Raw genomic sequence first — 21,845 nt, forward strand, 5'->3', positions numbered from 1 at the left:
TGTCACCTTTCCCTGAGTTCGCTAGCCTGAACACAGTATAAATAAGGCTACATGGAATTAACAGAGGCATAGAGACGATTGGAGGCGACGGAGTAAACGTCTTGGGAGTCGAAAAGAGTTTATCTGCCTAGTTGCTGCCTATGCCTACCCTGTTGATGGCATTAATGGCGTTGATAAAACCGGCATTGTTGGTTTTATTCGGCAACAAAATATCAACTTCCCAATCCATATTGCTATCGTGTCCGGTCTTTATACCGATGATTTTCAGTGCGGATGTCGCACTGTGGCGGCGGATGTCGGAGATGATTTGTCTTGACTCGGCGGTGAGTTCGAGTAATAAGACATCGAAAGGGTGTCCGTTTTCCTGGCTTCGTGAGAGCAACTGCAAACATTCGTCAAGACTGGCGGATACATCGTAGCGAATAGATAAAGCCTTCAGCGTTGGTAATATGGTGCGGTAGACGTTTTGCGTACCGCCGAATATCATGACTCCAGTCGGTCTGGTGGGAGGAGAAATGTTAGTCGATGGGGCACTAATTGCGCCGGTCAGCGTTGGTATGAGAATCGAAAAACTACTGCCCTGATTTGGTAATGACTCCACGCGTATATCTCCGCCCAAGCTATCGATAATTTCTTTGCTTATACTCAGTCCTAATCCTGTGCCGCCGTAATTTCGCGTAATTGAATTGTCTGCTTGGGTAAAAGGCTCAAATATTTGTCTCACTTTTGCTTCGTCAATACCGATGCCGGTGTCGTTTACTTCGATGTGTAGCATTGCGGCTTGTTCATTTTCGAGATGAATGTCCGCATCAAAGTGTGGCGTGTCTGGTCCCTCTGGAGAAGGAATCAGAGAAAATCGAGTTTCGATTTTTCCCTGTGGTGTAAATTTCACTGCGTTACCAATAATGTTGGACAGTACCTGACGTAAGCGGATGGGATCAGAAATGACGATACAATCTTTGTGCAGATTGTGGTGAACTTCGAAATTCAATCCTTTTGCAAGTGCTTTGCTTAGAAATAAGTCTCGCACATCGTTGGCCAGCTGATTTAGATTGAACGGGACAAACTCCATCTTGATCTTGCCAGATTCCAGTTGGGAAAAATCAAGCAAATCATTCACCAGCTTTAAAAGAGAATGTCCGGACTCATTGGCGGCGGAGATGAACTGTTGTTGTTCATCATCCAAACGGCTGTGTTGCAATAGGTCGAGCATTCCTAATATGCCATTGAGAGGCGTGCGGATTTCGTGACTGACATTTGTCATCAGGCGGGTTTTGTATTCTGAGGCGAGTTCCGCCGATTGTTGCGCTTTAATGATGTTATCCTCCAGGCGTTTACGCTCGGAAATGTCGCGGACAATTCCGACGAACACCGTACCAGCTTTGGTGTCCACGCGATTGACGGCCAGGTCCATGGGGAATATCTCGCCGTTTTTTCTCTTGGCGAATACATCGCGGCCTATTCCAATAATTCCTGCTTTCTTTTTCTTGTTCATGTAGTCGTCAAGATACTTTTCATGACTCATCATTTCCAGTTGATTTCCGATCAGAATGTTAACGCTCTTTCCGATGACTTGGTCTCGCGCATATCCAAAAATTGTTTCGGCAGCATGGTTAAATGACAAAATAATGCCTTTGCTATCGATGGTGATAATCCCGTCGACAACGTGTTCCATAATAGCTTTTTGGTACTCAACATTTTCGGTGTGTCGTTGTTGTTCTTCCTGACGAATCTGATTGAGCTCTTCCATAAGACTACCAAGTCGCTCTTCATCTTCACGCTGAATTATTTTTGTTCGAATGTTAGAGCGATTGATTAATCCACGTTGCGCCAGATAAACAGGAAGCAAAAGGAAAAGTAGAAAGCCTAAAAATAGGAACTGTGCGTCTTCAGTCAATAGATACGCATTGAGACTGGCGTCATCCAGACTTAGTCTGACCCGTGCGCGATATAATGCATTTTCTTCTTCAGGGTAGGCGACGTTTAAGAGCACGGTTTCTTCAGCAACTCCATGCTCCTGGCTGAGAACCGGGGTGATCGGTTGGCCATTTTGATCGAAGATCTGAAAGGATAGCCAGGAATGACGTAAAGGGTGTCTGGAAAAAAACGTGTCGGTATCAAAAGACTCCACCGCCTGGTCAGCGATAAATTCTCCAATACGCTCAGAGATCATCTGCTGCTCCAAATCAATGTGGATTTGTTTGAGATAGTGAACAAAAAAAGTAGGCCACAACAATCTGACGCTAAACCAAATCAGCAGCGCACCTGCTAGCAATGGAAGCAGCAGTCTAAACCGTGTATCGCTTAAGGTAATCATTTTGCGCATCATGTTTTAGAACAACTACAAAAAAGTCGTCAAAAAGAATTAGTTCAAGGGAAATAATCGGACAAATTACCCAAATCTTTATGGGAATATGGTGTGTGTTCGTGAAGCAGTTCCTGATTGATTAATAAATACTGTGTTAGCTGCCAAACGAAGTCTCGTCAATGGAAAAACTGGTGTAGCGTTGGGCCTTTAGCGTATCCGACCAGTAGCTCGGAGAAAGCCCTGCTTTATGCTTTAGATGGTTGAGAAATTCCTCTGGGCTTTCCAGGCTTTCCCATACCGATGGCAGGAAGGTGGCTCGGTGGTACCCGTCAGAAATAATCAAGCCATCTACACCGGGTCTCAATTGCGCTATCAAATCCTGCTCAGAACCAAAACTTATGGGCGTGGCCTCGGACAAAATTGATATCGACAACGTGGTGTCCGGGAGTTCCTTGCTTTGCATCGATGGAAAACGTGGGTCTTCAAATGCCGCGGCATAGGCGTTGTGGGCAACATCATTAACCAGTGGGCGTATCGCGCTCAGCGTGCCGATGCACCCGCGTAGCTCTCCTGTTTTTTTTAAGGTGACAAAAGTTGCACGTAGTTCTTGTAACGGAGCAGGATAATTTCCTGTCACTGGTTCAAGCGCCACCCCGACGCGTAGCCCATTTTCGATAGAGGCGCGAGCGATATCCAGCAAGATTTTTTGTTCTTCCTGGCTATAGGGCGTTTCAATAGAAGACATAAGCACCATATCCGACGACGCGATCTTTGCTACCGGCGGTATCGCCAGAGTTGCGTAGGTCTACTGTCTTCACTTGCCAACGATGTTTTGCGGCCAGACATAACAGTCCTTTGATGGGATTTCGACCACACGCATCTTCGTCGCCAATATCATCACCGTCCAGTCGTTCGATAGCAGCGCTGGTTTCGGCATCCATACGCTGCGCGACAGTGTAGCTATGGTAGTGGCTGAGATCAGAACTGACGACAATCAAGGTGTCTTCTTCATTCCATAACCATTCCATCACTTCAGCGACTTCGTCGGCTCTACTATCCCCGACAACAATCGGCACAAGTGAAAACGTACCAAGTGTTTTTTGTAAAAAAGGTAGTTGTACCTCGAGACTGTGTTCTTGCGCGTGGGCTTGATTAAGTACGTGTACTTGCGGAAGGCTGGAGACAGATTCGACTTTTGTTCGATCCAGTGGCACTTCACCCAAAGGGGTATCGAAGTAGCTTGCGTCAGAAACTGCCAAGCCTGAAAAGGCGACGCGGTGAGATGGACCAAACAATGCAACCGTCTTGATCTTGTCCCTGAGTGTTTCAGTCAGTTTATAAACGCTCGCTGCGATTTTGCCAGAATAAATATATCCGGCGTGGGGCGCAATTATCGCCTTGGGTAAAATTTGCTGTTGGCTTGCCGCGTTTAACATGTAATCGACCATATCGCCCAGTTCGCGCGAGTTCTGTGGATAGAACATGCCCGCGACAGCTGCTTGCCGATGTATCACCACACACCTCCAAGGCTATTAATTGACGAGTATTGGGCTTATTATGATCTCAGTACCGAAGGATGTCGACCAACTTGGGAGTACGCGTAATGGAAACCTTGGACGCCTCTACAGTCAAAACCCGCTATTGGCATATGCTGGACGATGGGCGTGTGCAATGCGATCTTTGTCCACGTTACTGCAAGTTGCATGAGGGGCAGCACGGTCTGTGTTTTATCCGTGCCAATATTGAAAACGAATTAGTGCTTACCAGCTATGGGCGATCCAGCGGGTTTTGCATTGATCCGATCGAGAAAAAACCGCTAAACCACTTTTTACCCGGAACTTCTGTTTTTTCATTTGGTACCGCAGGGTGTAATCTGGCATGTAAGTTTTGTCAGAACTGGGATATCAGCAAGTCACGTGAAACGCGTACCCTGGCCGATGATGCGATGCCGGACAAAATTGCCCGTGTCGCCGCACAGGAAGCTTGTCGCAGCGTTGCCTATACCTATAACGACCCGGTAATTTTTCATGAATACGCCATTGATGTTGCCCGGGCTTGTCAGGAACACCAGCTCAAATCGGTAGCGGTCACCGCAGGTTATATCTGTGATACGCCGCGCAAGGAATTTTTTTCCTACATGGACGCCGCCAATGTGGACCTTAAAGCGTTCACCGATGATTTTTACTGGAAGGTCACTGGCAGTCACTTGCAAAACATTCTGGAAACACTGGTCTATATCAAACACGAAACCAATGTGTGGCTGGAGACGACCACGCTACTCATCCCTGGCATGAACGACTCGGCAACGGAAATTGAAGAGATGACGAGTTGGGTGGTAAAAGCACTCGGGCCAGATGTACCCATGCATTTCAGTGCCTTTCATCCCTCGTGGAAAATGATGGACAAACCTGCTACGCCACCACAGACACTGGCACTCGCACGAAAGATTGCGATGGACAACGGCGTGCGCTACGCCTATACCGGCAATGTACATGACAAGGCAGGGCAGAGCACGTATTGTCATCAATGCGGAGAAATATTAATTGGCCGTGACTGGTATGTACTAAGCGACTGGAATCTTGATGCACAGGGCAGGTGCATAAAATGTTCAACACCTTGTGCCGGTGTTTTCGAAGAACAGCCTGGCAACTGGGGAAGTCGCCGCAAACCGGTCAATATGCACAATCATATTTAGAAGATCTTCATTCTAGATGACGTATTAAGGGTTACTTATGCGACGAGTACGTCGTTCACGAGTTGCATAGCTTCCTCTGTCCGCTCAGTAGAGATGGCCACTAAGCCGTAATCTTCATCGCGCTCCAGAAAGCGTATGCTGCGTATATTGATATTGGCATTCTTGAAGCGCGTAGAAATTTGTGCCAGCGCCCCCGGTTTGTTTTCAATGCGTATCACTATCGCATCCTCGCTCACTGCCTTGAGGTCAGGGAATTTTTGTAACTCGTAGAGCGCTCGATCGTAGTTATCGACATTCATAATAATAATGGCCGATTCGTTAAAGGTCTCGGCGTCGATATGATTGATATTGATGCCAGCCTGCGCCAGGGTTTCGGAGATATCGGCCATAACGCCGGGGCGGTTGGGGGAGATGATGGTAATCTGCTTCATGCAACATTCCCTTTCTTCATATCGTCAATTAAGTCTTGCAGTATGGCATTGATGTGCCGCTCTTCCACATGGGGCATGGTAATTATATGCGCATGATTACCGTGAACCGCAAGTTGCCATTTTTTCATGATTTGTGGGCCTGGACGCGGAAAAACTACAGTAATCGAATTATTATTTCGCCAGGCATCGATTCCCGCCTGTTTGAATTTAGTAATCGCGTAATCGGCCGTTTTAAAACAGCGCAAAATGATTTTGCGAAATCCTTCCCAACCTTGTGCACGTATGGCATACCACAAAAATAGGGGAGTAATCGCATTGCGTGAGCCAGTGAGCGTGGTATCCAGGGTGCCGATGTATTCAACCGAACGTGCGATGCGTTCGACATTGGCCTTTTTCGCAATGACAACACCGCAAGGGATCGGTGAACCTATCATTTTGTGACCGCTAATCGACACACTGTCGACACCGGACCGAAAATTCCACGGCTGTGGATCTTTGACAAAAGGCAAAATCATGCCGCTTAGAGCCGCATCCGCATGTATATAGTAATCGCGAATGGCGAGGTCATTCAGTACGGCTTTAATTTTATCGAGATTGTCGACAGCACCCTTCATGGTTGTACCAATATTGGCGAATATGATCGGTGGTACGTCACGGTGTATACGCAAAGTTTCTTTCAAATCTTCGTAGTCGATCTCGCCATTGGGCAGGCTGCGTATCATAATGTTACGCGCATGCAGCAGTCGTAGAATTTTGGCTACACTGTAATGCGTATCTTCTGAATAATAGACGACACCATTGGGATGCAGTTCGCGCGCGAGATAAATACCGTACATATTGCCTTCGGTGCCGCCATTCGTCATGTAGCCCCAGAATCCGTTTTTGGGTGCTTCAGTATATTCACGAAAATATTCCAGCACCTCACACTCGATGTCGTGAGTATTCAGCCGAAAAGTTGTGTCTTCAAACGGATCACCAACGTTGTTGAGCGGATAAAACATAAATGGAAACAGGGGCGAGAAATCGAAGTCGCGCGTACACGGATAGCCTAGAAAGCGATCGGCTTCATATTCAAATTTTTCCAGAAGTTTGTCGAGTCTGGCGCGATCTTCCGCACTAAGCATGTCTGGAGTATAAAGCGGGTGTTTGTTTATCATAGAATTCCCTGTTGCTTACGCGCTCTGCAAGCCATTGTTCGGTATACTGCAAATACTTCGCCGGTAAAGGCTTTGTGCGCCGGTATATCTATTTGGAAAATTATCGACAGTTAAAGTTTCGTCTAAAGGGAGAAAGGAGTTCGTGATGCATGTCACTCTAGTCCATGTTTCGGTTAAAGATGCCCATGTAAATGATTTTATTGAGGCATGTCGTTTGAATCACGAGGCATCTATCAAGGAGAACGGGAATCGTCGCTTTGATATTTTACAGTCTGCAGAAGAGCCTACAAAATTTGTGCTATATGAGGCTTATGTCGGCGAAGCAGAGGCTAAAGCTCACAAAGAAACTCAACATTACCATGCCTGGCGTGAAACCGTCGCTGACTGGATGGCAGAGCCACGCAAAGGAGTTGCCTATCAAGGGGTATTTCCCAAACAATAGTCATTACCTTGTCGATACGCAAGGCGTCGTTTCAATCAATAGAAATGAACTGAAAAGGTTTTAGCATGCAGGGTTTTTCGGTGGCCCGATTACCTCGGATAGAGTTTGGTCGTGGTGTTATAAGCAAGTTGCCTGATCTGGTCGCGTCATTTGGTTCGAATGCGCTAATCGTAACAGGTGCCAAATCGTTTACTGGTAGTGAGCACTGGGCAGCGTTGCAGACATCCTTGCAACGATTGCATATTCGTCATCAACACTGCGTGATCGATCAGGAGCCTTCTCCCCATCGCGTAGATGAAATCGTGGCAAGTTTTGCGCACGAAGACTTTTCGGTTGTTATCGGTATCGGTGGGGGGAGCGTTCTCGATGCGGCAAAAGCCATTGCTGGCTTGTTACGAGTACAGCACTCGGTAATGGAGTATCTCGAAGGCGTCGGCCCCGAGCGTCCATACGTGGGACCGGCTGTGCCTTTTATCGCCGTACCTACGACGGCAGGTACGGGTAGCGAAGCGACAAAGAATGCGGTACTGAGTGTGCAGGCACGTGATGGATTTAAAAAATCGTTTCGGCACGACAAGCTGGTTGCAGAATACGCGCTAATTGATCCCGCGCTACTCAGTCGTTGTCCACCACAACAGATAGCCGCCAACGGAATGGATGCTTTAACTCAACTCATAGAGTCCTATGTATCACTCAAAGCGAATGTGTTTACGGATAGTCTGGCGCTGGAAGGGATACGTTTGGTACGTGATGGCTTGCTGGAATGGTATCGCGAAGGAGAGGTCGCGACGGCAGCACAAGACAACATGTCTTATGGCGCGTTGATATCTGGCATTACATTAGCACAGGTAGGTCTGGGCTCGGTGCATGGGCTTGCCTCACCGATGGGGGCATTTTATCCCATCCCGCATGGCGTGGTGTGCGGAACGCTGTTGGCACCAGCAACGCGCGTCAATATTGAGGCGATGAAACAACGGGAACCGGACAATCCCGCGCTGAAGAAATATCGCAAACTTGGCGCGACATTTTTTCAGACACATATACCGGACGCTGATAAGGCTTATAGTGGCCTGGTGCGAAAGCTTGAGCAATGGAGTGATGAACTCTGTTTGCCGCGATTGGCGCAATACGGGGTGACTGAGCAAGACCTCGATCATATTGTTGCAAATTCCCGAGGAAGCAGTATGAGGACGAATCCCATCGTATTGAGCGATGATGAAATAAAAGATATTTTGCGTTCGCGTCTGTGATCAAACAAAGGCCAGACTCAGGGAGTATCAATTTCCCCGCCTGTCCCCTATTATAGGCCGCAGTGGATGGCGTTACGCCGCTTGAATGTTCAAATACAGACCGTTGACGTGTTTTGCCGATCGAACAGGAGTTATTGATGAACAAGCTTTATCCCGACATACGCCCTTACGTTAATCACAGTATTGCCGTTGAGCCGCCACATGTCCTGCACGTGGAGGAAAGCGGAAATCCTGAGGGCATACCGGTTGTGTTTCTACACGGCGGTCCTGGTTCGGGAACGGAAAGTTATCATCGACGTTTTTTCGATCCGGAAGTCTATCGAATTATATTGTTCGATCAGCGTGGCTCTGGTAAGTCTATCCCTCATGCCTCATTGGAAAACAACACCACGCAAGCACTGGTCGCGGACATGGAACATATCCGAGAGCATCTGGGCGTGGACAAATGGGTGGTGTTCGGAGGTTCCTGGGGTTCAACACTGGCACTTGTCTATGCGGAAACTTATCCGCAACGGGTGTCAGGCCTGATCGTACGCGGCATATTCCTGTGTCGTCCCAAAGAAATTCATTGGTTTTATCAGGAAGGGGCGAGCAAGCTGTTTCCCGATTACTGGGAAAGCTATGTCAAAGTGATTCCGCCGAAAGAGCGCGGTGAAATGGTTAAGGCATTTTACAAACGACTCACGGGTAAGAATGAAATTGAGCGTATGGCTGTAGCCAAGGCCTGGTCAATTTGGGAAGGGCGTACCGCGACCTTGCTCAATCGCAAAGAAGTGGTGAATCACTTCGCAGACCCTCATACGGCACTATCACTGGCGCGGATAGAGTGTCATTACTTTATGAACAACGCCTTTCTGGAAGAGGATCAGATATTGCGCGATGCGCATAAACTGAAACACATACCCGGCGTGATCGTACATGGTCGTTACGATGTGGTGTGTCCAATTGAAAACGCCTGGGATCTCCACAAGGCGTGGCCGGAAGCGGAGCTGAAAATCATTGCTGAAGCGGGTCATGCCGCGTCAGAACCAGGGATAATCGACGCCCTGGTGCAAGCGGCCAGAGACATGGCAAAGCGTTTAGGAAAAGTGAAAGAACCGAGTTAGAAAAAAAGAAAATGCGGGAAACAGCTGACGCCATTTCCCGCGCGATTGCTTACATCATCATGTATTCCAGGGAGACCTGGAGTATGCCGTTAGTCTTCATTTGTGGGCCATTCAGGTACTGACGCACCGGTATAGCGTAGTCGGCATGGATATTAAAACCAGAGAACTGCTGACCAATGCCGAGTTGTACGTCAAGACGTGACCCGCCGGTATAACGTGTATTGTCCGTCATACGATCATCACGACCTTCAACACGCCCACGGACAGTTTGCATGACCTTGGAACGAAGCTGTGTGCCCGAGGCGAAGCGATAACGCAGCCATGTGCTGAGTTCGACAACATCTCCACGATTATAGTACGCACGATTATAGCCAGTTCGTGAAATACGGTAGACCTTGGCACCGGCGGTCAAATTGTTTTCGTCACGCTCGATTTGCAAGGCAGTATGGATATCGTAAGTTCCTGTACCGGTTTGCATGATATAGGGCGCAATACCATATCCCTGCGTCATGGTATCGAAAATTCCATCCGAGTTGTCTATGCTGCCAGTGGGGAGATTAATACCGGTCTTGATCGTAAAATCAAACCAATTGGTGCGAGCAAAGGTGTAGTTTAGAAATACCTGCGTATCGCCAACACCTCTGGTCGTCATCGGAAATTCGGTGAGAATGCCTGTTTGTGACATTTGATCGTACATGGTCATGTTGTTGTAAAGATAATTGAGCATGACTTCCCAGGACAGGCGGCTGGTTTGGTTATACATCAACATCAACATATGCATGTCCATGATCATGTTTTTGCCTGAGTTGGTTATAGGCTGAGCCCCGTTGAGATAAGTACGGTCTTTTGTATAAAGAGGCGAATTGTTCAAGATCGCTGTCGGATCAAGGAAATTGTTTCCATCCAACATGTCTCTTTGAAACATGCGTTCGTAGGAATAGGCAAACATCCAGGCGCCAGCATGATATTTGTGGCTACTGTCGGAGCTGTCAGTGGCTTTATCGCCCATATGTTCGCTGTGATCCATATTTGTTGCTGGTAAGCGAAGCGGGGAATGATCCATTTCCTGAGCCTGAACCAGGGAAAACGCGGTTGTTAACCAGATTAAAACCAGAATGGTCGATAAACGACCCGTAAATTGAATGGGTGCTATTTTCATACTACCTCCCCCACAATGTATCTTATTGTTTTTTTTAAACAATACTCTAAATTCGCTGTATACTGCTTGTTGTCCGGCGAATTACGCAATAAACATAACCGCATGAAGATAAACCCTCCTTAAATCATTGACAATGATTATTTTTTGTCCGATTTAGGGGGGGTGCTTAATTAGCTTGGAAATCAAAAACATATGAAATTATTACGAATTAGCCATTGTTTCTCGTGTAAAGGATTAAATTGAGTATGAACAAAGCGATGCGTTGGATGTTGATAGGGTTAAGTGGCTTGCTGATGGCGTCCTGCGGTCTGGAAGACGATACCCGAGAGAAAGTGGCCAAGCGCTCGGAATCGGCAGGGGTTACAACCATTGCTTATATAAATGGTTGCGCCGAATGTCATGCCATTGGTTCATCGATAGAGGGTCCATCCTGGAAACACGTGGCCGAACATTATAAGAACCGTCCGGACGCCAAGCCCTATCTTATTGAGCGCATCAAACATGGTGGCGAACCCAACTGGGCCAGGATCACTGGCGGTGCGGAGATGCATGCCTACGGAAATCGCGTCTCAGACGAACATCTCAATCGCCTCGTAGACTATATTTTGTCCGCGAAATAGCAGCGACTGGCAAATACTTTTCGAACCTATAGGGTGTGGTGTTGTGGGGATCAAATCTGCCCGACTAAGCTGAGTCTGGAGCTTTTGTTCCAGCCAATATGATGAGCTTACTTTGAGGACGGTAAGTCGATTATTTTACCGTACAGGTCATGCTCATCTGCAGACACGATTTCCACTTCGATGATATCGCCAATCTCAACATCGGCATCGTCGTCGATGATGACATTGCCGTCGATTTCCGGTGCGTCGTATTTACTGCGGGCGATGATGAGATTGTCCTCAAAATCGTCGATCATCACCGGCATACGCGCGCCGATTTTGTCATAAAGTTTGTCACCGCTGACCATGGCCTGTACTTCCATAAAGCGTTCGAGGCGATCTTCTTTCTCTTCCTCGTGCACTTGTCCGGGCAGTTCATTTGCCGCCGCGCCATCGACGTTGGAATAAGTGAATGCACCGGCGCGATCGATTTTCGCCTCTTGCAGAAAATCCAAAAGCATTTGGAAATCTTCTTCCGTTTCGCCGGGAAAACCGACGATAAAGGTACTGCGCAAGGCGATATCCGGACAAATTGCCCGCCACTGTTCGATACGTTTCAAGACTTTTTCCGCATGGGCAGGTCGTTTCATCGCCTTGAGTATTGACGGACTGGCGTGCTGAAACGGGATATCGAGATAGGGCAGTATTTTGCCCTCGGCCATTAGAGGTATGACTTCATCGACATGTGGATAGGGATAGACATAGTGCATGCGTACCCATATTCCAAGTTCACCCAGTGCGGTAGCCAATTCAGTAAAACGGGTCTTTACCGGGCGCCCGCCCCAGAAACCGGTACGGTATTTCACGTCGACACCATAGGCACTGGTGTCCTGGGAAATCACCAATAATTCTTTCACGCCTGCGCGTACCAAATGTTCGGCTTCCTGTAACACATCACCAATCGGGCGACTGACCAGATCACCACGCAGACTCGGAATAATGCAAAAGCTACAGCGATGATTACAGCCTTCGGAAATCTTTAAATAGGCATAGTGTTGCGGCGTGAGCTTCACCCCTTGAGGGGGGATAAGACTGGTATACGGATTGTGTTGCGGGGGCAGATGTTTGTGTACCGCCTGCATCACCTCGGGCGTGGAATGTGGACCGGTCACTGCCAATACATTGGGAAAGTTATCCAGTATTACATTGTCTTTTGCACCCAGACAGCCGGTCACGATTACCTTGCCGTTTTCGTTCAGCGCTTCGTTAATGGCTTGCAGCGACTCCTCTTTGGCCGCATCGATAAAGCCGCAGGTATTGACTACGACCAGGTCAGCATCATTGTATTCCGGGCTGATCTCATAGCCCTCGGCGCGTAACTGGGTGATGATTTGCTCTGAATCGACCAGGGCCTTGGGGCAACCCAGGGAGACAATACCGACTTTACGGGTGGACATAGAGGTGTACTCAAAAAAGAGCGGATTCTACCACAGCTATGACTAAGCCCGCCGTATCGGATGGAAAAACGTGACGTGGGAGTACTTAAAAAACGGGATCAAGGCCATGCCGACGAGAAAACCGCCGATATGCGCATACCAAGCGACACCGCCGCCCTCATCACCGCTCATGGCACTATTAATGAACTGCAACAAAAACCAGAATCCAATGACGACGCCGGCCGGTAAACGCATGGTATGAAAATAAAAGCCGAGCGGTATTACGACTAGTATTCGCGCATGCGGATAGATTAATAAATAGGCGCCTAACACTCCGGAGATAGCCCCGCTCGCACCGACCATGGGAATCTCAGACGCAGTATTGGTGAGCGCATGCGCGAGAAATGCGCCGAGACCACAAAGTATATAAAACACGACAAAGCGCACATGTCCCATGCAGTCCTCGACGTTATTGCCGTATATCCACAGATACAACATATTGCCGATTAAGTGCATCCAGCCACCGTGCATAAACATCGACGTCACCATCGTCGCCCACGAAGGGACGATCTGTAACTCGGGTGGTAATAACTTATTCTCGAAAATAGTCGCCGGGACAGCGCCGAGCATATAGATGGCTTTTTGCATCTCTTCGCCATAGCTGATCTCCCAGAAAAACACCAATACGCAGGCGATGATAAAGCCAATGGTGAGATACGGAAAAATTTGGGTTGGATTGTCGTCGTGGAGTGGGATCATTGATGTTCTCATTGTTCCTTTTGGCATAACTATACCAGAGGAGTGTGGTGAGAGCGCAGCGTATTGATGTCGTGCTGGAAAGTGAAGCCGATGGTTTTTTTTGCGTTTAAATCTAATTTCTTTGCGTACGGCAGACGTAATTGAAACCTTTCCCCAATTCGCGTAGCGTTTACCCCCTCTGCTGTGCATAGAAAGGACGAAGCATGACCTCCTGGGGGAAAATCATCGGCGCCATACTCGGCTATATGGTTTGGGGATTTTTTGGCGCACTCATGGGATTGATTATCGGACACTGGTTTGACCGAGGACTGCAACGGGCGCGTGGTTATGCTATCCCCGGCGCAGCCGATCCCCATCATGTGCAGGAGATATTTTTCAAGACATCGTTTCAGGTCATGGGGCATCTGGCCAAAGCAGACGGGCGAGTATCGGAAGCCGAAATTGCCATGGCCAATCAGGTAATGCAGCAGATGCGTCTTGATGAGACGCAACAAGTCCGCGCACGAGAATTCTTCCGCGAGGGTAAGGCCGATGACTACGATCTCGACTTCGCCCTTGATCAGCTCAAATATGTTATTTGGCGTCGCAGCAATCTAATCGCCATGTTTCTCGAAATCCAGATCGCCACGGCCCTGGCCGATGGCAAAATCGAGGAATCCGAACGCGATATTCTTACCAAGATCGGTTTGCGACTTGGACTGTCGCCATTTGAAATCAATCGTATTCTGAAAATGGTCGAAGCCCAGCAACACTATGGCAGGGGGCAGGACCGCTCCGCCCCAAGTATCGACGATGCCTACCAGGTGTTGGGTGTAGACAAAGAGGCCAGCGACGGCGAAGTAAAGCGCGCCTATCGCAAGCTTATTAATCAGCATCACCCGGATAAACTTGTCTCCAAAGGCCTGCCCGAAGAGATGATGGAGATGGCTAAGGAGAAAACCCAGGAGATCCAGAAGGCTTACGAACAGGTCATGAAGACGCGGGGAAAGTGACAGTTTATTGATTCGACATCTGTAGTCAAACCACAACAAAATTGAAAAATCCGTATATCAATTTATTCTATTCCTTGAATGTGCCCTTCTTAACATCTATAACTAAATGAAACTAAAGGCTGTATAGCAAAACGATTGCGCAGCCTTCATGTCAAAATAGCCAGAATACATCTCCTGTGGGCAGGGCGGGCACGGAGTTTGCCTACTTCCAACAACGTCAGATTTTGTCGACTTTTTGTCAGGAAGAACTGGGGACCTGTTGCAAGTGAAGGAAAACTGTAGGGAGGCACATATACAGGGATGGCCTGAGGGGCATTCTTGTCGTCATTGGTATTTAATGCCAGTCCTAACTAACCAGCAGAATTTCAAACACCTTTTAGATTGAAAACAGGGAGAGGTTGTGCAAATATTTGTTGGGAATTTGTGACCAAAGTCAAAGATAGCAAATACTTACCTAAAGTATTCTAGGCCCTGGGTCGATCAATAGCGCGACATAGTTTTACCGGGGGATTTGAAACGAGGGGTTTCCGGGGAATAAGAATGAAGCGGGAAATGGAGTTTCACACAGATAACGAATTTAGGATTGTTTTCTAAGTTAGCTATTTACATTACGTAGTCCATAAAAGGAGAGTGCAATGCAAAAATTTGCAAAAACGAGAATCGCCGCGCTGGCAACGCTAGTGCTTAGCGGCGGTATGTTGGTGGGTTGTGGTGATGACGTTCAGGTGCCTAAGGCTAGTGCGACTGATAGCGTTATCGTCAATCCTGTGGCGACCGTTACTGGTCAAGTCACAGATGCAATGACTAATCAAGGCGTAGCTGGTGTAAGAGTTATCCTTGAAGGAGTCAACATGAGTGCTACCACGGATAGTCGTGGTTATTACAAGATTGAGGGTGTTCCTGCTTCTCAAGGCGTTAATGGTGCCGGTGGTACCACGTATGACGTAACATTGGATGGCAGCGGTGCGACTGGATACCCTGGTATTGTACCGCAAGGCCCTTCTATTACCGTTAGGGCTTCTGCTTCTAATGGTGGTGCTGTTGGCGAAACAGGGTTGGTAGTTGCTGGCCAAGATTTTCAAATTGGTCAAGCAATCGTTTCCATCACTGGTAATGTCTACGATGAAGACAACGTTACGGTCTACGCGGGTACCGATACGATTTCAGTAGAACTGTACAAGAACGGTGTTCTTTCAGAAATTAAATCGGTATCACCAGGTAGCAAATTCAGCTTTACTAAAGTTGAAATGCTAGGCGGCGGTCAATATGACTTGGTTGCCAAGACCAAGACGATGATGGGTGGTTTGACTATCCAGGCTGCACACATTCAGGAAAAGCGCGATTATGACACCGATACAGGTGGTCATCTCGCGCTGCAAATGTCTATCAAGAACGTTGCGCCTGATATCGCAAAAGTCTTCCCACCAAATGGCCATGACTTTGGTTCGACCGACACAGTTACTGTAACTCTACACTTCAGTGAACCTATGGGTGCTGATGCCGCTAGTTACCGCGATTCTACCTCAGTTGGCGGCGCCTTGTATGAAGACATTATCGTTACTTACGATGGTCCAAAAGCAGGTGAGATTTCCAAGACTTTGACTTGGAATACTGCAGACTATTCAGAGTTAGCGGTAACGATTGACAGTGCAGCTCCTGGCCGCATGTACACCATCGACTATGCTGGCCTCCACGGAAACCTGGAAGATGAATACGAAAATACATTAGACCTGACTGGTAGTGCTACCGCAGCAACCTATACGGTTGCATATGGTGACACGGCTCCCACTGCACCTACAACTGTTGCCGTCGTTGACGATATTTCTGCCGCTGACAGTAATTCATTGGGCGCAGGTGTCGGTATAGATTTGTATTGGACTAGAGTCGATGGTGCTAATAGCTATAAGGTATTTAGAACAGCAAGCGTTGATGGAGTTGACCACACTGTTCAGGTCACCACAGTGGTTGGTGCTAATACTTTCCACGACACTCTAGTAGATGCTACCGCTCATAACGGTGTTGACGTACTGGTTGATGACGACAACAATGCCGTAAGTTACAAGTGGAGTGTAATGTCTGTAAACGGTGATGGTCTTGTCAGTGCTATGTCTGGCGATTCAAACAAGACGTTAGCGGATGTAACTGCACCAGCGAGCATCACTGCAACATGTATACTTAACGCATCCGGCTACGGTGGTTCGGTGATTAGAATTTCATTCGCTGAGCCTGTAGTTCAAGCGGCAGCAGAAACATTTGCTAACTACACAGGTTTACCAAGCGGTCAGAAATATTTGGAGTATGATATCGTCAACGCACGGGTAGATATTGGGTACGATGACGCAACGGCTCCTGTTTGTACCGTAGGTGGTGGTGACGACAACGTGACTGCCGGCGTAGCTATAACCGACGTCGCAGGTAATGCACCAGGTGCTGGCTTGGCCGCACCAGCGTTCTAAACCTAGTTTCTATAGCTGGTTAACGAGATATAAACGGCGGGCTTTGCCCGCCGTTTTTTTTATAGATAACGCTCTATTATCGTGTTACGGTAATTCTCACTGCACGAACTCGGTACATCAATGATACGTTCAATCTTTTTAATTCTCGTCTCAGTTGTTTCCCTATCCAGTTGCTCTTTCTTTTCCAAAAACTGGACCTTCATCGTCTATCTCGACGGAGACAACGATCTCGCGCCATATAATCTTCAAGACCTCGAAGAGATGAAGACAGGCATACAAGTGGACAATATCCGTGTACTCGTGCAATTCGATCAACCCGATGGCGTCACCGCCAAGCGTTATGAAATCACCGAGAAAGGAATGACCGAGTTAGAGGACATCGGCGAAGTCAATATGGCCGATGAACAAACTCTCACCGATTTTCTGGTGTGGGCAAAAGGAAGATTGAACAAGCCGGATCATACCATTTTGATTTTGTCCGATCATGGCAATGGTTGGGATCAGACTATCGGTCCATCGCCAGCGGAAAAAGTTGGTCCACGATCTTTGTTTAATGACTGGGACAACGGCGTAATCAAAATGGCAATGCACAATCATCGCGTGCGTACCGCTATCGAAGCCTCTGGCATCAATATCAATGTTCTCGGCCTGGATGCCAGCATCATGGGTACTATCGAGGCTATCTATGAATTTTCCGATTTGGCGGAAGTCGTCATCTCTTCGCAAGAAGTGGGATACCAAATCGGCTGGGACTACACCAATGTCTTTGCGCGCTTATCAAAAGATCCGAAGATGAGCATAGACGAATTCTCTTCGATAGTCGTCGACAGCTATCGTCGCCAATTTGAAGAAGTGCTTTATCCATCAGGCATCGAAACCAACGACAAGCTCTACACACTTGCCGCGCATCGCAGCGAAGGTGTCAAAGCGCTGGCAACCGCATTAGGTGACTTTGCGTCCAGCACCAAAGCGGCGCTGGCAGATACAGCGAATAATGCAGAACTCATCACCGCACTGCAAACCGCGCGCGAAAATGCACAGCATATCGATTTTTATAACCAGCCACGGGTCTATGTCGATATCAAAGATTTCTTTGCCAAATACGATAACACCAGCAATATTCCGGCACTGTTAGATCAAGCGACAATTGCGAGCTACCACGGCGCAGACCGACCAGACGCAAACGGGCTATCCGTAGTGTTTTTCAAACTACGCAGTGACGGCTCGAACAACACCTATGACGTGAATTATAAAAACTGGGATGCAGACACAGCGACGGGTAACAAAGGACGCTTCATTAATGAATTTGAGTGGGACGAAATGCTCTATCTATACAATTCTCAGTCATACCCGACGTTGTTCTAAAAGCCGTTCTGGTGAATTGTGAACGTTATTTGATTCCAGTGGGTCGCACTTTTTCTCTCCAGCATATGTGGCAACTTTTCGCTGGTAAGCTAATGTTGTCTGGTTTCTATACACCATATTCATACAGTGCATAGTCAATTGCACGGAAAGCATGTCTGCAATGAGTGGCATAGGAATTCTTTGTTCCCAGGCAAACAAGATCAAATAGCTGTGATGACGGTAAAAGGGAAATACATGTGAAGAAAGATGGCTCCCCGGGCCGGACTCGAACCAGCGACCCAATGGTTAACAGCCATTTGCTCTACCGACTGAGCTACCGGGGAATAGGACGCGTATACTAACGATGCTTTTCGCGTCGGTCAACCAGAAATTTTAATTAAGGGCTTTTTCCAAACGATCTAAGGCCTTGTTTAGGTTATCTAAAGACGTTGCAAAAGACAGACGCATATATCCCGGTGCACCAAACGCTGAACCGGGCACCAAGGCCACTCCAGCTTCTTCCAATAGCCATTCAGCCAGCTCCAGATCGTCTTTCATACCCTTGGCCTTGATTGCACCACTGAAGTCCGGAAACAGATAAAACGCGCCCTGGGCTGGGATGCAGCGAACACCTTTCAAGTTATTAAGACGCTTCAGGACCACGCCATGGCGTTCTTCAAAGGCCGTTAACATCATCGTTATACATGACTGATCGCCCTCTAGCGCGACCTGTGCCGCGACCTGGGAAATCGATGTCGGGTTAGATGTGCTCTGCGACTGAATCGTCTTCATACCTTTAATGATATCTTTGGGTCCAGCGGCATAGCCGATACGCCAGCCTGTCATGGAATAGGCCTTGGACACGCCATTGAGCACAATCGTCTGCGATAGTAGTTCAGGGCAAACACTCAATATATTGGTATATGGCGTACCTTCCCAGGCGATGGCTTCATAGATATCGTCAGTGACGACCAGCACTTTGGGGTGTTGTAGTAGCACATCGGCCAGGGCTTGTAGCTCTTGTTCTGAATAAATCGCGCCTGTCGGGTTGGAAGGGCTGTTGATGACAACCATGCGCGTACGATTGGTAATCGCGGCCTTCAATTGTTGAGGCGTGATTTTAAAACCAGCGTCGATACCTGCCTCGACTATTACGGGTGTTCCCTCTGCCAGTTCCACCATCGGTGGATAGGATACCCAATAGGGAGCAGGGACAATGACCTCGTCTCCGGTATCGAGTACCGCCTGACACAGGTTATAAAAACTGTGCTTGCCGCCGCAGGATACCAGTATTTGGTCAGGCGTAAAGGTAAGTTTATTGTCTCTTGCGAATTTGCTGATGATGGCCTTTTTCAGCTCTGCTGTCCCGTCCACCGCCGTGTATTTGGTAAAACCGTTGTTAATGGCCGCAATCGCCGCGTCTTTGATATGTTGCGGGGTGTCAAAATCCGGCTCACCGGCACCCAGGCCTATGATATCCTTGCCCTCCGCGCGCAAAGCGGCGGCTCGAGCGGTGACTGCCAATGTCGGCGAAGGTTTGAGGTTTTTTGCGCGTTGGGAGAGCATTGGGGGCTATGAGTCCTCTAGTCAAATTGTCCAGTACAAAACTGGCGTAATATAGCAAGACTCGTAATCAAAGTGCACTATAGATTCAGCCTTATCGACAATACGGGGATGCCGCATGGTCAAAGCCTTTAAAATCCATTCCGGTTATACCCCTTCTGGCGATCAGCCGGAGGCTATTCGACGTCTGGTAGGAGGCCTGGAAGCAGGAGAGGCGTTTTTAACCCTGCTCGGCGTGACCGGTTCTGGCAAGACGTTTACTGTCGCCAATGTTATTGAAAAACTGCAACGCCCGGCCCTGGTGCTCGCCCCCAACAAGACGCTGGCGGCACAGCTTTATGGCGAGATGAAGGATTTCTTTCCCGACAACGCGGTCGAATATTTCGTTTCCTATTACGATTATTATCAGCCCGAGGCCTATGTGCCTTCCTCTGATACCTTTATCGAGAAAGACGCTTCAATTAACGATCACATTGAGCAAATGCGATTGTCGGCAACCAAGGCCATACTTGAACGCAAGGATGTCATTATCGTAGCCACAGTGTCGGCGATTTATGGTTTGGGTGATCCCCAGTCGTATCTGAAAATGGTGTTGCATCTGTCCCGTGGTGAACAAATCAGCCAGCGGGAAATCCTGCGCCGCCTCACCGAGTTGCAATACAAACGCAATGATATGGAATTGTTTCGCGGCACGTTTCGCGTTCGCGGCGAGGTCATTGATGTCTTTCCGGCGGAATCCGATCGTGACGCTATACGCGTGGAATTGTTCGATGACGAAGTGGAGTCTATTGCCTGGTTTGATCCACTCACCGGCGAGGTGTTGCGCAAACTACCGCGAGTGACAATATTTCCAACCAGTCACTACGTTACACCGCGTGACACCGTGGTGAATGCGATTGATGACATCAAAGAGGAATTGCAGGTTCGCCTAAATCAGTTTTATGAATCGAACAAATTGCTCGAGGCGCAACGGCTGAGTGAACGCGTCAAGCTCGATATTGAGATGATGCAGGAACTGGGTTATTGCTCCGGCATAGAAAACTATTCCCGTTATCTTTCCGGTCGCAATCCCGGCGAGCCACCGCCGACACTGATGGATTATATCCCCAGTGATGCATTGCTGTTTATCGATGAAAGTCACGTCACCGTGCCGCAAGTGGGCGGTATGTATAAAGGCGACCGCTCGCGCAAGGAAACACTGGTGGAATACGGTTTTCGTCTACCGTCGGCGCTGGATAATCGGCCTTTACGCTTCGATGAGTTTGAAAAACTGCTGCCACAGACGGTGTTTGTCTCGGCGACGCCTGGCCCGTATGAGCAAGAACATGCAGGTGACATTATTGAACAGGTGGTACGTCCGACAGGGCTGGTTGATCCGGAGATTGATATCCGTCCCGTAGGTGTGCAGGTCGATGATTTGTTGTCAGAAATCAATAAACGCGTGGAAAAAAACGAGCGCGTTCTGGTTACCACGCTGACCAAGAAAATGGCGGAAAATCTCACCGACTATTATCTAGAGAATGGTGTGCAGGTGCGTTATCTCCACTCTGATATCGATACTGTAGAGCGCATGGAAATCCTGCGTGATCTGCGTCTGGGTGAGTTCGATGTGCTCGTCGGTATTAACCTGTTGCGCGAAGGCTTGGACATACCCGAAGTCTCACTAGTTGCGATCCTTGACGCCGACAAGGAAGGTTTTTTGCGTTCGGAACGTTCGCTAATACAGACCATTGGACGCGCTGCGCGTAATCTCAACGGTCGTGTCATTATGTATGCCGACAAGATAACCGCGTCGATGAAAAAGGCTATCGATGAGACCGAGCGTCGGCGACAAAAACAAATGGCCTATAACAAAGAACATGGCATCACACCGAAAGGCGTGGAAAAGGCGATACGTGACGTTATGGAGGCAACTTATCCCGGTGGCCCGGTAAGTGATCCGCGCAGCTATGCCAAGGTTGCCGATGATCTAATTGAATACGAATCCTTGAGTCCCGCTAAACTGGAGAAACAAATCAAGACCCTGGAGCAAAAAATGATGAGGCATGCGCAGAATCTGGAGTTCGAAGAGGCGGCACGTGTGCGTGATCAGATTAAAAAGATACAGGAAGCCAATATGGGGTTAGCGCGTTAGTCGTATTTGTTCGT

General features: G+C 48.2%; 18 protein-coding genes and 1 tRNA gene. 9 read left to right on the forward strand and 10 right to left on the reverse strand.

What is annotated here, in order from left to right; translation table 11 throughout:
- Positions 1–127 precede the first annotated feature (127 nt).
- The 3 genes from OEZ43_13865 to amrB all read right to left on the reverse strand — a co-directional run bounded on the left by OEZ43_13865 (position 128) and on the right by amrB (position 3,819).
- A complete protein-coding gene (locus tag OEZ43_13865) occupies positions 128–2,317 on the reverse strand; it encodes an ATP-binding protein (protein MDH5546676.1) in 2,190 nt (729 codons plus the stop codon).
- A gap of 145 nt (positions 2,318–2,462) precedes the next feature.
- Complete coding sequence (amrA, locus tag OEZ43_13870; protein ID MDH5546677.1) at positions 2,463–3,053, reverse strand: AmmeMemoRadiSam system protein A; 591 nt, start codon at positions 3,051–3,053, stop codon at positions 2,463–2,465.
- Entirely contained in the window at positions 3,040–3,819 is a 780-nt protein-coding gene (gene amrB / locus OEZ43_13875; GenBank protein ID MDH5546678.1) for an AmmeMemoRadiSam system protein B, read from the reverse strand. The genes amrA and amrB overlap by 14 nt, the downstream gene beginning before the upstream one ends.
- A gap of 92 nt (positions 3,820–3,911) precedes the next feature.
- Between amrB and amrS the strand changes: the two genes are divergently transcribed.
- Positions 3,912–5,003, forward strand: a complete 1,092-nt coding sequence (gene amrS / locus OEZ43_13880; GenBank protein MDH5546679.1) for an AmmeMemoRadiSam system radical SAM enzyme — start codon at positions 3,912–3,914, stop codon at positions 5,001–5,003.
- A gap of 35 nt (positions 5,004–5,038) precedes the next feature.
- Here amrS and OEZ43_13885 read toward each other — a convergent pair whose 3' ends face one another.
- Entirely contained in the window at positions 5,039–5,434 is a 396-nt protein-coding gene (locus OEZ43_13885) for an ACT domain-containing protein (GenBank protein MDH5546680.1), read from the reverse strand.
- Complete coding sequence (locus OEZ43_13890) at positions 5,431–6,591, reverse strand: histidine decarboxylase (GenBank protein MDH5546681.1); 1,161 nt, start codon at positions 6,589–6,591, stop codon at positions 5,431–5,433. Before OEZ43_13890 ends, OEZ43_13885 begins: the two co-directional genes overlap by 4 nt.
- A gap of 145 nt (positions 6,592–6,736) precedes the next feature.
- On the opposite strand from OEZ43_13890, the gene OEZ43_13895 reads away from it, so the two are divergent.
- The 3 genes from OEZ43_13895 (at position 6,737) to pip (ending at position 9,389) form a co-directional block, all read left to right on the forward strand.
- Positions 6,737–7,033, forward strand: a complete 297-nt coding sequence (locus OEZ43_13895) for an antibiotic biosynthesis monooxygenase (GenBank protein ID MDH5546682.1) — start codon at positions 6,737–6,739, stop codon at positions 7,031–7,033.
- Positions 7,034–7,098: 65 nt separating this feature from the next.
- On the forward strand, positions 7,099–8,283 hold the full coding sequence (locus tag OEZ43_13900) for an iron-containing alcohol dehydrogenase (protein MDH5546683.1): 1,185 nt from the start codon (positions 7,099–7,101) through the stop codon (positions 8,281–8,283).
- 137 nt (positions 8,284–8,420) lie between these two features.
- Positions 8,421–9,389, forward strand: coding sequence for a prolyl aminopeptidase (gene pip, locus OEZ43_13905; GenBank protein ID MDH5546684.1), 969 nt, complete (start codon positions 8,421–8,423; stop codon positions 9,387–9,389).
- A 49-nt stretch (positions 9,390–9,438) separates the two neighbouring features.
- Here pip and OEZ43_13910 read toward each other — a convergent pair whose 3' ends face one another.
- A complete protein-coding gene (locus OEZ43_13910) occupies positions 9,439–10,548 on the reverse strand; it encodes a hypothetical protein (protein ID MDH5546685.1) in 1,110 nt (369 codons plus the stop codon).
- A gap of 245 nt (positions 10,549–10,793) precedes the next feature.
- Between OEZ43_13910 and OEZ43_13915 the strand changes: the two genes are divergently transcribed.
- Positions 10,794–11,168, forward strand: a complete 375-nt coding sequence (locus tag OEZ43_13915; GenBank protein MDH5546686.1) for a c-type cytochrome — start codon at positions 10,794–10,796, stop codon at positions 11,166–11,168.
- 107 nt (positions 11,169–11,275) lie between these two features.
- On the opposite strand, the gene rimO is transcribed toward OEZ43_13915, so the two are convergent.
- Together rimO and OEZ43_13925 are read right to left on the reverse strand one after the other, a co-directional pair.
- The gene (rimO, locus tag OEZ43_13920) at positions 11,276–12,604 is read right to left on the reverse strand and encodes a 30S ribosomal protein S12 methylthiotransferase RimO (GenBank protein ID MDH5546687.1); all 1,329 of its coding nucleotides are present in this window, start codon (positions 12,602–12,604) and stop codon (positions 11,276–11,278) included.
- Positions 12,605–12,646: 42 nt separating this feature from the next.
- Positions 12,647–13,342 carry a rhomboid family intramembrane serine protease gene (locus tag OEZ43_13925; protein ID MDH5546688.1) on the reverse strand — a complete coding sequence of 232 codons (696 nt, stop codon included), beginning with the start codon at positions 13,340–13,342 and terminating at the stop codon, positions 12,647–12,649.
- A gap of 203 nt (positions 13,343–13,545) precedes the next feature.
- Here OEZ43_13925 and djlA point away from each other — a divergent pair, with 203 nt between their 5' ends.
- The 3 genes from djlA (at position 13,546) to OEZ43_13940 (ending at position 18,155) form a co-directional block, all read left to right on the forward strand.
- On the forward strand, positions 13,546–14,334 hold the full coding sequence (gene djlA / locus OEZ43_13930; GenBank protein MDH5546689.1) for a co-chaperone DjlA: 789 nt from the start codon (positions 13,546–13,548) through the stop codon (positions 14,332–14,334).
- Between the two features lie 635 nt (positions 14,335–14,969).
- The gene (locus tag OEZ43_13935; protein MDH5546690.1) at positions 14,970–16,790 is read left to right on the forward strand and encodes a carboxypeptidase-like regulatory domain-containing protein; all 1,821 of its coding nucleotides are present in this window, start codon (positions 14,970–14,972) and stop codon (positions 16,788–16,790) included.
- Positions 16,791–16,910: 120 nt separating this feature from the next.
- Positions 16,911–18,155, forward strand: coding sequence for a clostripain-related cysteine peptidase (locus OEZ43_13940; GenBank protein MDH5546691.1), 1,245 nt, complete (start codon positions 16,911–16,913; stop codon positions 18,153–18,155).
- 247 nt (positions 18,156–18,402) lie between these two features.
- Here the strand turns inward: OEZ43_13940 and OEZ43_13945 are convergent.
- Positions 18,403–18,478 (reverse strand) — tRNA-Asn (locus tag OEZ43_13945).
- A gap of 49 nt (positions 18,479–18,527) precedes the next feature.
- Positions 18,528–19,700: a pyridoxal phosphate-dependent aminotransferase gene (locus OEZ43_13950; GenBank protein ID MDH5546692.1), complete on the reverse strand. Its 1,173-nt coding sequence runs from the start codon at positions 19,698–19,700 to the stop codon at positions 18,528–18,530.
- Between the two features lie 115 nt (positions 19,701–19,815).
- Here OEZ43_13950 and uvrB point away from each other — a divergent pair, with 115 nt between their 5' ends.
- Complete coding sequence (uvrB, locus tag OEZ43_13955; GenBank protein ID MDH5546693.1) at positions 19,816–21,831, forward strand: excinuclease ABC subunit UvrB; 2,016 nt, start codon at positions 19,816–19,818, stop codon at positions 21,829–21,831.
- The last annotated feature ends 14 nt before the right edge of the window (positions 21,832–21,845 follow it).

The sequence above is a fragment of the Gammaproteobacteria bacterium genome, from assembly GCA_029881255.1.
Taxonomy (GTDB): Bacteria; Pseudomonadota; Gammaproteobacteria; order S012-40; family S012-40; genus JAOUMY01.